A 15,276-nucleotide genomic window follows, 5' to 3' on the forward strand; every position below is an offset into this window, starting at 1 on the left:
CCGCGAGAATTCGATGGCCGTCAAGAAGTCGGATGAGATGCCGTTCCTCGACCACCTCGAGGAACTGCGCTGGCGCCTGGTCTGGTCCATCGCCGCGCTCGGGGTGGGGCTCGTCATCGGGGCGTTCATCGTCATCCACTTCAACGCCATCCTGTTCCTCGAGAAGCCGATTCTTCCCTATCTCGGCGGGGCGAAGCTCAGGTACACGCACCCCGGAGACACGTTCTCCATCCTGATGGCGGCGTCGCTCGTCATCGGCGGCATCATCGCGCTGCCCGTGATCGCGTTCCAACTGTGGTCGTTTCTGGCCCCGGCGCTGTACAAGCACGAGAAGCGGATGGTCATCCCGGTCGTCGTCGCGGGCACATTGTTGTTCGCGTGCGGGGTGGCGCTGGCCTACTACCTGGTGCTGCCGCTGGCCCTGGCGTACCTGATGAACCTGGAGTCCGACGCGCTCCAGCCGATGATCCTGGCCACCGAGTACTTCGGCTTCGTAACCACGCTCTGCGTGGCGTTCGGCGTCGTGTTCGAGCTCCCGCTGGCGATTTCCGGCCTCACGTTCCTCGGCATCGTCAAGCCGCAGTTCCTGAGTAAGTACCGGCGGCACGCGGTCGTCGCCTGTTGGGCCCTCGCGGCGGTCATCACGCCGGGCGACTTCCTGGGCACGACGTTCGCCCTCGCCATCCCGTTGTACCTCCTGTTCGAGGTCAGCGTCGTGCTGTCCTACATCATCTTCCGCCGCCGCGAGCGGCGCCATGCGGCGTTGATGGCCGATGGGGACAGGGATGAGGGCGAGGCCAAGGCATGATGCGGTGGTGGTGGCTGGTCGCGCTGCTTGCCGTGCCAACGCTGGCCCGCGCGCAGGGCCGTCCGGTGCGCCGCCTTCCGGGGGACACCGCGCGCCGCCCCGCCATCAGGGACACCACGCGGCGTGACAGCGTGGGGACCGTGCAGTGGAGTCCCGCGGACTCCGTCATGCAGGCCCTGATGAGCCGGAAGGGCTACACGGTTACGCGGTACGAGGGCGGCGTGCTCAGCTTCGACGCGCTGACCCAGGGCATCGACCTCGCGGCGGCGTTGGCAAAGAAAGCCGCCGTCCAGCGCGGCGATCAGACCGTGATCACCGACTCGACCATCACGTACGACAGCCAGAGCCGCGGCGTGACCGTGACGAGCCGCGACACGGCGGGGGCCGGGTACGTGATCGTTCCCGGCGGCGGGCAGGCGCCGATCTCGGGGAAGACCACCGCCACGTACAACCTCAACGAACGGTCGGGGCGCATAAACGATGCCTCGCTCGCCGTGGACAACGGCGGCAACACCTGGTTCGTGAATCCGAAAGTCGTGAAGGTCGAGGGCGGGGACTCGACCAGGCACATCCCGTCCCGCATCTACGGCACGAGCGCGAGCCTGACCTCGTGCGACGATAGCATCGCCCCCGACTATCACTTCGAGGTTGGCGAGGTGAAACGCACCAAGAATCTGATGGTCGGCCGGCCCGCCGTGCTCTACATCGGCGAAGTGCCGGTGATGTGGCTGCCGTTCTTCTTCCAGGATATCCGCTCGGGCCGCCGCAGCGGCATGCTCACCCCGCGGTTCGGCGTGGCCGACATCGTCCGCAACAGCCCGAGTTATCGCCGCGACGTCGAGAACATCGGGTGGTACTGGGCGCTCAACGACTACATGGACGCGTCGACGTGGCTCGACTGGCGGAGCAGCGTCGGCGGGTCGGCCCTGGGCGATCCGGGATGGCTCCGCTTCAACGGCCAGTGGCGCTACCATTGGCGGAACCGATTCCTCACCGGGCAGCTCGCCGCCTCCTACACCGCGCAGCGCAATGGCCAGACGAATCTCGCCCTGAGTTGGGCCCACTCCCAGGAGTTCTCGCGCAACAGGTCGCTCACGCTGAACATGAATTACGTCACGAGCACCCAGCTGCAGCGTCAGAACACGTTCAATCCGTACGCCGCGCTGGCCACCATCTCGTCGTCGGTCAACTACCAGGACAAGCTCGGGCCCGTTCAGATCAGCGTCGGCGGCACGCGCAAGCAGTACCCCGGCCGCACCCAGGTGGACCAGACCTTCCCTACACTCAGTCTCAGCGCGACCCCGATCGAACTCGCTTCCTGGCTCACCTGGTCGCCGGGGTTCCACTACTCGGCGAGCCAGAGCCTGAACATCGACCAGGCCGGCCTGTTCAGCCAGCGCTACGGGACGTCGAGTACCGGAATCCTCGACTCGACCACCGTCAAGCGCAGCAGCTATCAGAGCCAGTTGAGCTTCGACACCCCGATCGAGATCTTCGGATTCAGCCTCAAGAACTCGTTCACGATCAACGACCAGCAGAACATCTTCCCGCAGGAATACCTCGTCTACCCCAACCCCAGCGACACCACCATCCACTACCGCCGCGTATTCGCCAGCACCTACCGTACGGACGTCGACTGGACCCCGAACTTCTCGCTCCCATCGATCGGCCAGAACGCGCTGGGCCTCTCGCCCAGCCTCGGGTTCTCGAACGTCGACCCCGGCGCGTTCTGGGTGCGCAGCCAATACACCGGCGGCCAGTTCGTGCACCAGGCCAAGCGGCCGACGTTCGGGCTCGGGATCTCGCCCACGATCTATGGCCTGCTGCCGGGCTTCGGCCCCTTCGCGCGGTTCCGGCACACGATCAGCCCCCAGATCAGCTTCACCTACGCCCCGCCCGCGTCCGTAAGCGACGCGTATCTCGCCGCCACCGGGCGCACCCGAGCGGGGTACCTCGGGTCGCTGGCGGAGAAGGCCGTGTCGCTCACCCTCAACCAGAACTTCGAGGCCAAGCTCAAGACTCCCGAAGACACCCTCAATCCGACCGCCGCAAGCCAGGCTCCGAAGATCAAGCTGCTGTCGCTCAACCTCTCGCCGATCACCTACGACTTCGAGCGGGCGGCCGCGACGCACCGGGCGATTTCGGGCATTTCGAGTTCGACCTTCTCCTACAGCGTCAGCTCGGACCTCGTGCCGGGGCTCTCGCTCAACGTCGGCTATTCGCTCTTCCAGGGCAGTCCCCTCAGCGACTCGGCGGTGTTCAAGCCGTTCCAGAACTCGGTTGCGGCCAGCTTCACCGTGAGCCAGGAGCACAATCCGTTCGGGTTCATCCTTGGCATGCTCGGCCTGGCGCACGATTCGGCGGCCAAGCCGCCCGCACCCCTGCCGGGCGGCCAGACGAGCGCGGACCAGCAGTTCGCCCGGCAGGTGGCCTCGCAGCCCGTGGCCGGTCAGGAGGCGCGCAGCACGCTCTACCTGGCGCCGGTGTCTCGGTCGTGGTCGGCATCGTTCAACTTCAGCTCGGCGCGTCAGCGGCCGCCGGTGGGCGGGACGGTGATCAATGCCGATCCCACAGTCTACTGCGCGCCGTTCAACGACCGCAGCAGCCCGTCGTACAACCCGCCGGCGTACGACCTGTGCGTGCAGCAGCAGAGCACAGCGCCCACGCTCGATGCGCCCATCCCCAACACCGCGGCGGGCGGTCCGGTGTATCTGAATCCGCCCACGTCGTCGGTGGGGAGCAGCATCCAGTTCCCGCTCACCGACAAGTGGTCGGCGGCATGGCGCACAACCTACAACCTGGTCCAGCATCAGTTCGCCAGCCAGGACATCCAGCTCGTGCGCGAGCTGCACGACTGGCGGGCAACGTTCTCGTTCACGCAGTCGCCGAACGGGAACTTCGCCTTCTCGTTCCAGATCGCGCTCACGGCGGAGCCCGACCTCAAATTCAACTACAACCGTGGCACGTATCGGTCGACGGGGACGCCGTAACTCCCAACCCGGCCCTTGAATTGTCTGCCGCGGCCGGAGATGTTCCGCCCATGACGACCCCCGTGGTGCTGGACGGCAACTCGCTCGCCATCGGCGACGTGGAGGCGGTGGCGACCGGCCGCGCCCCGGTCTCGTTGGCGGCGGCCGCCCGCGCCCGCGTGGCGCGCACGCGCGACATCGTGGCCGATCTGGTGCGGAGTGGCGCCGTGGCCTATGGAGTGACCACGGGGTTCGGCAAGCTCTCCGACATCGCCATCCCGCTCGACCGGCTGGCCGAGCTGCAGGTGAATCTTGTGCGCAGCCACGCGGCCGGCGTCGGCGCGCTCCTCCCGGAGCGCGAGGTGCGGGCGATGATGCTCCTGCGGGCCAACGTCATTGCCAAGGGCCATTCGGGGGCCCGCGCCGATCTGGTCGATCTGTTGCTGGCCATGCTGAACGCCGGCCTCTACCCTCCCGTGCCCGAGCAGGGGAGCGTGGGGGCGAGCGGTGACCTGGCCCCCCTCGCGCATCTGGCCCTGTCGCTCATCGGGGAGGGCGAGCTCTTTCGCGGCGCCGCGCGCGGCCCGGCCGCCGAAATGCTCCGGGCCGCGGGCCTGGCGCCCGTGGTGCTCGGGCCCAAGGAGGGGCTCACGCTGATCAATGGCACGCAGGCGCACACCGCGATCGCCGCGCTGGCGCTGGTGGATGCGCGTCAGTTGTGGGACGCCGCGCACTGCGCCGGTGCGATGTCGCTGGAGGCCCTGCTGGGCACGCCGGTGGCGTTCGACGCACGGATCCAGGCGGTGCGCGGGCAGCGCGGGCAGGCGACGTCGGCCGCCCTGCTGCGCGACCTGCTCGACCAGAGCGAGATCCGGGAGTCCCACCGCACCGGCGATCCGCGCGTCCAGGACGCGTACGCCCTGCGCTGCATGCCGCAGGTGCACGGTCCCGTGCTCGACGCGATGGAGTTTGCGGGGGATCTGGTGGCCCGCGAGTTGAACGCCGCCACCGACAACCCGCTGGTGTTCGACGACGGCACGCTGCTCAGCGGCGGCAACTTCCACGGCCAGGCGGTGGCGATGGCGCTCGACGTACTGGCCATCGCCCTCACCAACCTGGCCACGATCTCGGAGCGGCGCACCGACCGGCTGGTGCACCCCGATTTCAATCAGGGACTGCCGCCCTTCCTGTCGCGCGACGCCGGCGTCCATTCTGGTTTCATGATGGCGCAGGTCACCGCTGCGTCGCTGGCCAGCGAGTGCAAGGTGCTGGCCCATCCGGCGAGCGTGGACACGATTCCCACCGACGGCAACAAGGAGGACGTGGTGCCGATGGCGATGGCGGCAGCCTGGAAGCTGCGCCGCATCGTGCACAACGTGCGCCACGTGCTGGCGATCGAACTGATGTGCGCCGCCCAGGGGCTGGACTATCGCGCCCCCCTCAAGCCGGGGCGCGGAGCGGCCCGCGCGCACGCGGCGGTCCGGGCCCTCGTGCCGACGCTCGAGGGCGACCGCGTGCTGGCCGGCGACATCGCCCGACTGGCCGCGGCGATCGCCGACGGTCATTTCCCCGCCACCGTGAGTTGGTCATGAGCACGAGCACGCAGCATTCGCCGGTGCACACCGGCGCCCGCCCGGTGCGGGCGCCGCGGGGATCCAGCATCTCGTGCAAGGGGTGGCAACAGGAAGCCGCCCTGCGCATGCTGATGAACAACCTCGACCCCGACGTGGCCGAGCGTCCCGACGACCTCGTGGTGTACGGCGGCACCGGGCGCGCGGCGCGCAGTTGGGAGGCGTTCGACGCCATCGTCGATGCCCTCCGCACGCTCGATCATGATGAAACACTTATCGTGCAGAGCGGCAAGCCGGTGGCGGTGTTCCGCACCCATCGGGGGGCTCCGCGGGTGCTCATCGCGAACGCCAACCTCGTGGGCCGGTGGGCGACGTGGGACCACTTCCGCGAACTCGAGCGTGCCGGTCTCATGATGTACGGGCAGATGACGGCCGGCTCGTGGATCTACATCGGTTCGCAGGGCATTCTCCAGGGCACCTACGAGACGTTCGGCGCCATGGCCCGCCGCCACTTCGGCGGGAGCCTCGCCGGCCGGTTCGTCCTCACCGCCGGCCTCGGCGGAATGGGCGGCGCCCAGCCCCTCGCCGCGACGATGCACGGCGCCGCCTTCCTCGGCGTCGAGGTGGACGAAGCCCGCATCGACAAGCGCATCGCCACCGGATACTGCGACTGCAAGGCCCACACGCTCGACCGCGCGCTGGAACTGATCGACGAGGCGAAGGCCGCCGGACGCGCCCTCTCGGTGGGGCTCGTGGGCAACGCTGCCGAGATCCTTCCTGAGATCGTGAAGCGCGGCGTCGTGCCGGACGCCGTCACCGACCAGACGAGCGCCCACGATACGCTCAACGGCTACGTACCGGCCGGCCACACGCTCGGCCAGGCATCCGACCTGCGGGGCCGTGACCCGGCGCGCTACGTGGCCCTCGCCGAGGCGTCGATCGCCGCCCATGTGCGCGCCATCCTGTCGCTGCAGCAACGCGGCGCGGTGGCGTTCGACTACGGGAACAACATCCGCACCGTGGCGTTCGATCACGGGGTGGCGAACGCGTTCGACATCCCCGGGTTCATTCCCGAATACGTGCGCCCCTTGTTCTGCGAAGGCAAGGGCCCGTTCCGGTGGGTGGCGTTGTCGGGCGACCCGGCCGACATCCGCCGCACCGACGCCTTGATCCTCGAGTTGTTCCCCCACGACGAGCAGCTGCGCCGCTGGATCACGCTGGCCGGCGAACGCGTGCACTTCCAGGGGCTTCCGGCGCGCATCTGCTGGCTGGGGCAGGGCGAACGCGCCCGCTTCGGCGTGGCCATCAACGACCTCGTCGCCAGCGGAGAGATCTCGGCGCCCATCGTCATTGGCCGGGACCACCTCGACACCGGCAGCGTGGCGTCGCCGTTTCGCGAAACGGAGAAGATGAAGGACGGCAGCGACGCGGTGGCCGACTGGCCGATCCTCAACGCCATGCTCAACGTGGCGAGCGGCGCTTCGTGGGTGTCGTTCCACCACGGCGGCGGCGTGGGCATCGGCAATTCACTCCACGCCGGGCAGGTGATCGTGGCCGACGGCACACCGGAGATGCGCCTCCGGCTCGAACGGGTGCTGACCAACGATCCGGGCATCGGCGTGGCCCGCCACGCGGACGCCGGCTACGAGGAAGCCGTGGTGACGGCGCGCCGCGAGGGCATCAAGCTCCCGATGCTCGACCGCTGATCCATCGATGCTGTCGTCGCGGTTCCGTCCCTGGCACGTCCCCCTGTTCATCGGAAAGTACGCGTGGCTCGTCGCCCGCCGCATGCCCGTGCTCGTGCACTTCGAGGTCACTCTCCGATGCAATGCGCGCTGCGGGTTCTGCGACTATTGGAAGACGCACCCTGGCGCCCGGGACCAGGAACTGCAGAGCTTCGCCGATGCCGCGCGCTACTTCAATCCGATGATGGTCACGTTCACCGGTGGAGAGCCGCTCCTGCGACGAGACCTCGAGCAGTTGGTGAGCGCCGTCTCGGCAGCGGTGCGGCTCAAGTATGTGGCCCTCATCACACACGGCGCCATGCTCACCCCCGAGCGCGCGGCCGCTCTGTGGCATGCCGGCGTGCACCAGTTCAACATCTCCCTCGACTACCTCGATGAGCGCCATGACCGCGCCCGCGGCATCCCCGGCCTCGCCGCCAGGATCTTCGCCGCGATTCCCGGTATGCAGGCGCGCGGCATCGACAACATCCGGTTCAATACGGTCATCAAGCGCGACAACGTCGAGCAGATCCTCCCTCTCGTGCTCCGCGCGCAGGAACTCGGGGTGGGGGTCAACCTGAGCGTCTACACCGAAGCCAAGAACGGCAACGACACGCACGTGCTGGGCGGCGATCAGGCCCGCGATCTGGACGAACTGGTGTCCGCCCTGCTGGCCTTCAAGAAGGCTCACCGTGGCGTGATCACCAGTTCGGACTACTATTTGCGGCAGATCCCGCGTTACGTCCGCGGCGAGTTGCGCGAACCGTGCCGCTCGGGCATCCGAACCATCCACATCGATCCGGTGGGCCACGTGAAGCGTTGCCCGGACTTTCCCACCAACTTTCACTGGCGCGAGTTCCGCCGCTACCAACCGATCGCGTGCGACGCCTGCTACTACGCGTGCCGCGGCGAGGCGCAGGCGCCCCTCGAATGGTCGCGCGTCCAGGACGTGATGGGCACGACCCGTGCGGGGGCCGTGAGGTGAGCCGTTTCCTCCTGGTGAATGCCTCGCAGGTCGTGACCTGCGCCGGGCCGGCAGGGGCGCGGCGCGGCGGGGCGATGGCCGACGCCGCGCCGCGCGAACGGTATGCGGTGGCCGTGCGCGACGACCGGATCGACGCCGTGGGTCTGGAGGACGAGCTGCTGCGCGCCTATCCCGACGCCGATCGCGTGGACTGCGCGCGCGGATTGCTCGCCCCCGGCTTCGTCGACTCGCACACGCACGCGATCTTCGGGCGACATCGGGCCGCCGAACAGGAACTGCGCGCCGCGGGCATGGAGTACATGGAGATCGCCAGGCGGGGCGGGGGCATCCACGCGTCGGTGAGCGATCTGCGCGCGCATTCGGAGGACGAGTTGTACGCGCTGGCCCGGGGCCGTCTGCGCACGCTGGCCCGGAGCGGCGTGACGACGGTGGAGATCAAGTCCGGCTACGGCCTCTCGGTGGACGACGAACTGAAAATGCTCCGCGTGATCCGCCGGCTGGCGGCCGATCTTCCGTTGCGCATCGTCCCGACCTTTCTCGGGGCCCACGAGGTTCCGGTGGAACACCGCGGCTCGGCCACGCGGCGCCGCGACTATATCAATATGCTGATTGGCGATCTCATTCCGCGGGTGGGCGCGGAAGGGCTGGCGGTGTTCGCCGATGTGTTCTGCGAAACGCACGTCTATACGGCGGCCGAGTCCCGGGAAATCCTCGCCGCGGCCCGGCGCGCCGGGCTCAAACTCAAACTGCACGCCGACGAACTCACCTCATCGGGAGGCGCCGAGTTGGCTGCCGAGTTGGAGGCGACCTCGGCCGATCATCTGGCGGCGGTCTCCGCGGGCGGCATTGCCGCCCTCGCGGCCGCGCGTACCGTAGCCACGCTCCTGCCGGCCACGATGACCTTTCTCGGCAAGACCGCGCAGGCGCCCGCTCGCCGGCTGATCGAGGCCGGGGTCCCGGTGGCGCTGGCCACGGACTTCAACCCTGGCACTTCACCCACGCTCCATTTTCCGACGGTGCTCACGTTGGGCGTGAGTCAGCTCCACTTGAGCGCTGCCGAAGCAGTGGTGGCGGGGACGGTGAACGGGGCCGCGGCGCTGGCGCTGGCGGATTCCGTCGGCCAGCTCGCCCCCGGGTTCTCGGCCGATCTGGCCCTGTTCGACGCCGAAGATTATCGCGAACTGCCATATTGGTTCGGTGCGCCCCTGTGCCGGCGCGCCTGGGTGCGCGGCAAACCTTGTGACTGGTAGCACTTAGGGATAAGTTACAAGGCTCGTTATGCCCTGATGACGACCGCTGTACGTCCTTCTCCCGATGCTTTCCGGGCGCTGATGTCGAATATCGCCAAGCTCAAAAAGAAGGCGGCCGAATTCGAACAGAAACGGCAGCCGGACAAGGCGCTGGCCGCCTATATCGAGCTCCTCCAGGAGTATGAGGCGAGCCCGGAGGAGATGGATGTCGGTCTGTTCAATCGCGTGGGCGACATGCTGCTCAAGCAGGGCAACGTGGCCGATGCGGTGGACTACTACGAGCGGGCCGTCGACCACTACAGCGACGGCGGGTTCTTCAACAACGCCATCGCCCTCTGCAACAAGATCCTGCGCCAGTCGCCCGGGCGCGCGAGCGTCTACTACAAGCTCGGGAAGATCAGCGCCCAGAAGGGATTCACGGCGGACGCCAAGCGCAATTTTCTCGAGTTCGCCGACCGCATGCAGAAGGGCGGCAAGATCGACGAAGCGTTCCGCGCGCTGAAGGAGTTCGCCGACCTCTGTCCCGATCAGGACGACATCCGCCTCATGCTGGCCGATCAGTTGCAGAGGGCTGGCAAGTCCAACGAGGCGGTGCAGCAACTGCAGCAGTTGTATCAGCGCTATCTCGCCGAAGGCCGGAAGGGCGAGGGGGAGGCGACCGCCGAGCGCATTCGCTCCATCGATCCCACCGCCGAAGTGCGGGCGGGACACACGCCGCTCGGAACCAAGGCGCAAGAGCTCGTGTTCCTCGATCTCAACGAGGCGCCGCGGCCGGCGCGGGGAACCCCATGGCGGCAGGTGGCGCTCCCGCAGGCGCCCGCGCCGCCGATGGCGGAGCCGCCAACGGAAATGGAGCGGGCGGCTGACGTCGAGCCCACGTCGGCGAACGGTACCGTGTCGCCCGACGACCTCGAAGCGTCGCCCCTCGATGGCGTGACGCGCGCGACCGACCTCGCCGGCGACGCCGACGCGCCCATCGATGAGGCGGCGCCGGTGGCGGGTCTCGTGGGCACATCGTTCGATGCCCGCACGGCCGACGCCGTTCCGGGGACGCTCATCGACCTCGAACCGACGGCGCTGGCAGGGCCCGAGGAGGAATCGTCGGCCGCGGAACGGTTGTTGGAGGGCGGCGGGGAGCTCGGGTTGATGCCCCCCAATGCCGCCTCTCCCACGGCGGGCCTGCCACTCATGGGGCTCGACGACGAGGAAGTCCCGACGGATGCGGAGCCGCGCATGTCGACGCCCGCCGGCGAGTCGAATGTTGGCCGCGCGTCGACCCTCCTCGCAGCGCGCTCGGTGGAGGTGCTGCAGGCGGTGGTCCACGGCGCCCCCGACGATTGGGGTGCGCTCCGCGAGTTGGGCGAGGCGATGCTCGAAGCTGGCAACCGCGAGGGCGGGCTGCGCGCGTTCGAGACCGCGATGAAGGGCTACGAGACCGACGGCAACCTTGATGCGGCGGCGTCGATGGCCGACGAGATCGTGCGCGCCGATCCCGGCTCGGTGAAGCACTACCAGAAGCGCGTGGAGTACGCCTTCCGCTCCAACGACAAGCGGCGGCTGGTGGACGCCTACCTGGAGTTGGCCGACGCCCTGTTCCGCACCGAGCAACCCGACAAGGCCCGGGTGATCTATCATCGCGTGCTCGAACTGGCGCCCGACAATCTGCGGGCGCAGGCAGCGCTCAGTGCGTTCGCGGAAGAGCAGGCAGCGCTCACCCCGACGGCGTCGGCGGCCGTGCTCCCGGGCGGTCCGAGGTCGGTGACGCCGGGCGACGGATCGTTCGTCAATCTCGGCGACCTCATGCGCGAGGACGAGCGGCCCAAGGACACGCGCATGATCGTGGCCGAGGAGGAGCCGACGGGCGACGAGGAGGCCGACTTCGCCGACATGCTCAAGAAGTTCAAGCAGGGTGTGGCCGACAACGTCGAGGAAGAGGACTACCAGAGCCACTACGACCTCGGCATCGCGTTCAAGGAGATGGGGCTGCTGGACGAGTCGATCGCCGAATTCCAGAAGGCGCTGCGCAGCCCCGAGAATCGGGTGCGGACCTACGAAGCCATCGGCCAGTGCTTCATGGAGAAGGGGCAGTACCAGATGGCGGCCACCCTTCTGGGGCGGGGCCTGCACGAGAAGGGCATGACCGACGACAAATTGGTAGGCGTGCTGTATCTGCTCGGGCGCGCCTGTGAGGCGCTCGGCAAACCCGGGGACGCCCTGGGCTACTACCAGCGCATCTTCGTGGTCGACATCCAGTTCAGTGACGTGGCCGACCGGATGAACGCCATCGATCAGAGCGGGTCATGAGCGGCGTCGCCGCCCGTCCCCGCACCCCGGTGACCGACGCGCTGCGCGCCGTGCAGGCGCCGGTGCACGAGCGGCTCGAGCAAGTGCTCGGTGAGATGGAGCGCATCGTCAGTTCCGACCTGCCGATGGTGGAGCAGGTGAGCGGCCATCTGCTGCGCATGCGCGGCAAGATGTTCCGTCCCACGCTCACGCTGCTGGCGAGCGATCTGGAAGGGGAGTCGGAACCGCGTGCCGTGACCCTGGCCGCCGTGATCGAGCTGATGCACCTGGCCACGCTCGTCCACGATGACTCGGTGGACCACTCGGCGACGCGGCGCGGACTGCCGACCGTGAACTCGATGTTCAGCCATCAGGTGTCGGTCATCATGGGCGACTTCCTGTACTCACGCGCCCTCCGCGCGCTGGTCGGCATCCGTGACCTCGACGTGCTGCGCGTCGTCACGGACGTGTCGAGCGAACTGAGCATGGGCGAGATGCGCCAACTGGCGGCGATTGACGCGCTGAGCTTCGGCGAGCGCGAATACGAACTGCTCATCCGCGCCAAGACGGCGTCGCTGCTCTCCGCTGCCTGCGAGAGCGGCGCGCTGTGCGGGGCGGCCCGCCATCGGGCGCCGCTGGCACGGTTCGGCGACCGGCTCGGGATGGCGTTCCAGGTCATCGACGACATCCTGGACTATACCGAGGACGAATCGGTGACCGGCAAGCCCTGGGGCAACGACCTCCGCGAGCACAAGGTGACCCTGCCGCTCATCGGCGCCCTGCCCGCCATGTCACCCGCCGCGCGCCGACAGGTCGACGCCCTGTTCGGTGACGACCAGCCCCACGACGATGCCATTCAGAACGTGATCCGTATCGTGGGCGAGGCGGGGGGCATCGACTACGCCCGTCGCAGTAGCGAGCGGTATGCCCAGGAGGCCGAAGACGCGCTCGCGAGCGTGCCGCCGTCTCCCGCCTCAGGCGCGCTGCTCGACGCCCTGGCGTACGTTACCGACCGGCGCTGGTAGGCATGCCTCCCACGAGTTCGGCCAAGCACCGGCGTGGTTTTCATGCCATGGTGCTGTCCATCGGATTCATCGTCGGCGGTGCGTTCACCGAGATCTCTCGGCGCTGGCTCCCGGCGGGCGCCGTGAAGGAGTTCCTGACCACGGGCGTCACGCCGTCGATCGGCCCGTTGCCCATTGACCTCGTTATCATCAAGTTCAGTGTAGGCCCGGTGGCGCTGGACGTCTCGTTGCTCAGCCTCGTCGGCGTGTTCGTGGCGTACCTCATCGCACGGTCGCTCTTCTAGGAGACGGTATGAATTTCGGCAACTTCGGCCCACTCGAGCTGTTCATCGTCCTGGTGATCGTGCTCGTCCTGTTCGGCGCGCGGCGCGTACCGGAAATCGGGGCCTCACTGGGCAAGGGGATCCGGGAGTTCAAGCGCAGCATCAACGAGGTGCAACGCCAAGTCACGGATGAGCCCGAGTCGGAGCGCCGTATCGACCGCATCGCGCCCGGCGAGCCCGCCGCGCGCACGCGCGCGGAAGAAGAGCCGGTGCGCGAACCCAAGCGGCTGATCTGATCCGCGTCGGGCGGCCCCAGCCCTGCAAACGGCGCCCCTGCCATTGGCAGGGGCGCCGTTTGATTACGTCGCGCGCGCGGTAGCGGCTAACTCGAAGCGTGCCGCGTGGCCTCGTCGATGGCCTTGCGGCGGTCGTCGATCTTGGCCGCGTCGTGCAGGTCCTGCATGAACATCTGCAGGCGGGCCTGCTGCAGTTGCTGGATGCGCTGCTGCTTCTGGACGTCCTTCTGCTTGAGCCAGGCCGCGCTGTCGGCGGCGACCCGCCGGTCGACGCGCTCCACCGTGATCTGCGTCTCGTCGCGCACCGGCTCGCTCACCGTGTTGAGCGGTAGGCCGAACGCCGCCCCGATGGCTTCCGAATACTGACCCCCCAGCCCCGGCACGAACGACGTCCGCGTGAACGCGACGGCCGTCTTCTGGGCTGTCAACCCCATCTTCTTGGCAGTGGCTTCGAGCCCGCCCGACGCGGCGGCGGCGGCAAAGGCCCGAGCCGGTTCCATCATGCGGTCGAGGTGGTGTTGCGCGGCCAGTTCCGAACGGATCTGACCCTTGACCTCGTCGAAGGGGCGCAGCCCGCTCGGGATGAGAGAATCGAGCCGCACCATGTAGTAGCCGTTGTCGTCGTTGAACAGGTCGCTCACTTCGCCCTTGCGGGCGCCGCCGAACGCCCACGCGCTCGCGCTCGGCACCTGCTGTCCGCCCCACACCGCGGGCTGGTTCTCGGACGCCGTGATCTTGTAGATCGTCAGGTGGAGCTTCGCGGCGGCACTGTCGAGCTTGGTCGGATCCTCGGCGTTCCCGGCCAGGCTGGCCAGCGTATCGGCGCGAGAGTCCATACGCGCGGAGTTGGAATCCGATGGCTGGATGCGGAGCAGGATGTGACGGAGGGAGATCGAGTCGCCCTTGCGCGCGTCGACCTCGATCAGATGGTAGCCAAACGGGGTGAGCACGGGCTGCGACACTTCGCCGGGCTTGAGCGCCCACGCGGCCTTCTCGAACGCAGGAATGAACCGTCCCTTGGCGCTCATGCCGAGTTCGCCGCCGTTCGCGGCCGACGCGGTGTCCACCGACTCGCGCTTGGCCACATCGGCAAAACTCGTCTTACCCGAAACGATTTCCTGCCGCAGGGCCAGTGCATGCTCACGCACGGCCTCGCTGTCGGCCGCCGTCACGACGCGCGGAATCACGACCAGCGAGAGCTCGGCCACGCCCGGCAGCGTGAACTCGTCGTGATGGGAATCGTAATACGTGCGCATCTGCGCATCGGTCACCGCGTTCATGTCGCTCGAGTCGGGCACGTTGCCCCATGCCACGTACGTCACCGACGCGCTGTCGTGCGCATCGCGCCAGGCGCGCCACAGGTCGGCGTCGGACACGTACACCCCCGCCGTGACCTGCTCGAACAGCTTCTGCTTGGGAATCTCGGTGCGGTAATACTGCTCGAGTTGCACCAGGAACCCACCCTGGCGCGCCGCCGGGCTCGCCAGAAGCCGCTGGTACTTGGCCATATCGAACTTGCCGTCGGTCTGGAGGTCGGGCGACTGCTGGACCCACGGCGGTGGCGCGTACTTCGCGTACTCCTGAATCTCGTTGTCCGACACGGTGATGCCGCGCTTCTGGTACTCGCGATCGAGCAAGATCTGCATGACCATCTGATCGAAAACGGAATTCTCGATCTGGTGCTCCTCATCCTGCGTCAGCGAACGTCCGTTGTTCTGCTGCTCGGTTTGCACCTGGTTCTGTACATTCTGCATGTACGTCGCATACAGGATATCCTGGCCGTCCACCTTGGCCACCGGGGTGCTCGGGGTGACCGCAGCAGCATTGCCAAGGCCCGAGGTCTGGTACAGCAGGAATCCGATGATGAAGGGGGCCGCAATGACGAAAATCCAGATGTATTTGGCCCAGCTCCGCATGGTTTGCAGCACGCCGCGTTACTCCTGATGCGAGCGAAGGTTGCGCCTGAATGGCAGAACATGAAAACCTACCCGGGTCGCGGGCCTAAAATCAAGTCGGCGTGTGACTTCTGATTGACTTGAACTGTCTGCGATATGTATTGTTCGCACTCCAACCGCCCGCCGCCTGATTGAGGCTCCATATGG

At 67.7% G+C, this 15,276-nt stretch carries 11 protein-coding genes; 10 read left to right on the forward strand and 1 reads right to left on the reverse strand.

What is annotated here, in order from left to right; genetic code table 11:
• Positions 1-13: 13 nt before the first annotated feature.
• The 10 genes from tatC to VNF92_02730 all read left to right on the forward strand — a co-directional run bounded on the left by tatC (position 14) and on the right by VNF92_02730 (position 13,174).
• Positions 14-808 carry a twin-arginine translocase subunit TatC gene (gene tatC / locus VNF92_02685; GenBank protein ID HVA56770.1) on the forward strand — a complete coding sequence of 265 codons (795 nt, stop codon included), beginning with the start codon at positions 14-16 and terminating at the stop codon, positions 806-808.
• Complete coding sequence (locus VNF92_02690; protein ID HVA56771.1) at positions 805-3,798, forward strand: putative LPS assembly protein LptD; 2,994 nt, start codon at positions 805-807, stop codon at positions 3,796-3,798. The genes tatC and VNF92_02690 overlap by 4 nt, the downstream gene beginning before the upstream one ends.
• Positions 3,799-3,848: 50 nt before the next feature.
• Positions 3,849-5,369: a histidine ammonia-lyase gene (gene hutH, locus VNF92_02695; protein ID HVA56772.1), complete on the forward strand. Its 1,521-nt coding sequence runs from the start codon at positions 3,849-3,851 to the stop codon at positions 5,367-5,369.
• Positions 5,366-7,054 (forward strand): urocanate hydratase, encoded by a 1,689-nt coding sequence (gene hutU / locus VNF92_02700; GenBank protein ID HVA56773.1) that lies wholly within the window; start codon positions 5,366-5,368, stop codon positions 7,052-7,054. The genes hutH and hutU overlap by 4 nt, the downstream gene beginning before the upstream one ends.
• Positions 7,055-7,061: 7 nt before the next feature.
• Positions 7,062-8,057, forward strand: a complete 996-nt coding sequence (locus tag VNF92_02705; protein ID HVA56774.1) for a radical SAM protein — start codon at positions 7,062-7,064, stop codon at positions 8,055-8,057.
• Positions 8,054-9,307 carry an imidazolonepropionase gene (hutI, locus tag VNF92_02710; GenBank protein ID HVA56775.1) on the forward strand — a complete coding sequence of 418 codons (1,254 nt, stop codon included), beginning with the start codon at positions 8,054-8,056 and terminating at the stop codon, positions 9,305-9,307. The genes VNF92_02705 and hutI overlap by 4 nt, the downstream gene beginning before the upstream one ends.
• Before the next feature lie 81 nt (positions 9,308-9,388).
• Complete coding sequence (locus VNF92_02715) at positions 9,389-11,611, forward strand: tetratricopeptide repeat protein (GenBank protein ID HVA56776.1); 2,223 nt, start codon at positions 9,389-9,391, stop codon at positions 11,609-11,611.
• On the forward strand, positions 11,608-12,615 hold the full coding sequence (locus tag VNF92_02720; protein HVA56777.1) for a polyprenyl synthetase family protein: 1,008 nt from the start codon (positions 11,608-11,610) through the stop codon (positions 12,613-12,615). The genes VNF92_02715 and VNF92_02720 overlap by 4 nt, the downstream gene beginning before the upstream one ends.
• Before the next feature lie 2 nt (positions 12,616-12,617).
• Positions 12,618-12,899 (forward strand): DUF4321 domain-containing protein, encoded by a 282-nt coding sequence (locus VNF92_02725; protein HVA56778.1) that lies wholly within the window; start codon positions 12,618-12,620, stop codon positions 12,897-12,899.
• Between the two features lie 8 nt (positions 12,900-12,907).
• On the forward strand, positions 12,908-13,174 hold the full coding sequence (locus VNF92_02730; GenBank protein HVA56779.1) for a twin-arginine translocase TatA/TatE family subunit: 267 nt from the start codon (positions 12,908-12,910) through the stop codon (positions 13,172-13,174).
• 86 nt (positions 13,175-13,260) lie between these two features.
• Here VNF92_02730 and VNF92_02735 read toward each other — a convergent pair whose 3' ends face one another.
• On the reverse strand, positions 13,261-15,102 hold the full coding sequence (locus tag VNF92_02735) for a peptidyl-prolyl cis-trans isomerase (protein HVA56780.1): 1,842 nt from the start codon (positions 15,100-15,102) through the stop codon (positions 13,261-13,263).
• Positions 15,103-15,276 lie beyond the last annotated feature (174 nt).

Source organism: Gemmatimonadaceae bacterium, assembly GCA_035533015.1.
Taxonomy (GTDB): domain Bacteria; phylum Gemmatimonadota; class Gemmatimonadetes; order Gemmatimonadales; family Gemmatimonadaceae; genus JAGWRI01.

What these genes read in the sequence shown, in the direction of transcription:
- tatC (HVA56770.1), top strand. Translation starts at nt 14, where the DNA reads ATGGCCGTCAAGAAGTCGGATGAGATGCCGTTCCTCGACCACCTCGAG.
- VNF92_02725 (HVA56778.1), top strand. Translation starts at nt 12,618, where the DNA reads ATGCCTCCCACGAGTTCGGCCAAGCACCGGCGTGGTTTTCATGCCATG.
- VNF92_02715 (HVA56776.1), top strand. Translation starts at nt 9,389, where the DNA reads ATGTCGAATATCGCCAAGCTCAAAAAGAAGGCGGCCGAATTCGAACAG.
- VNF92_02690 (HVA56771.1), top strand. Translation starts at nt 805, where the DNA reads ATGATGCGGTGGTGGTGGCTGGTCGCGCTGCTTGCCGTGCCAACGCTG.
- hutU (HVA56773.1), top strand. Translation starts at nt 5,366, where the DNA reads ATGAGCACGAGCACGCAGCATTCGCCGGTGCACACCGGCGCCCGCCCG.
- VNF92_02730 (HVA56779.1), top strand. Translation starts at nt 12,908, where the DNA reads ATGAATTTCGGCAACTTCGGCCCACTCGAGCTGTTCATCGTCCTGGTG.
- VNF92_02720 (HVA56777.1), top strand. Translation starts at nt 11,608, where the DNA reads ATGAGCGGCGTCGCCGCCCGTCCCCGCACCCCGGTGACCGACGCGCTG.
- hutH (HVA56772.1), top strand. Translation starts at nt 3,849, where the DNA reads ATGACGACCCCCGTGGTGCTGGACGGCAACTCGCTCGCCATCGGCGAC.
- VNF92_02705 (HVA56774.1), top strand. Translation starts at nt 7,062, where the DNA reads ATGCTGTCGTCGCGGTTCCGTCCCTGGCACGTCCCCCTGTTCATCGGA.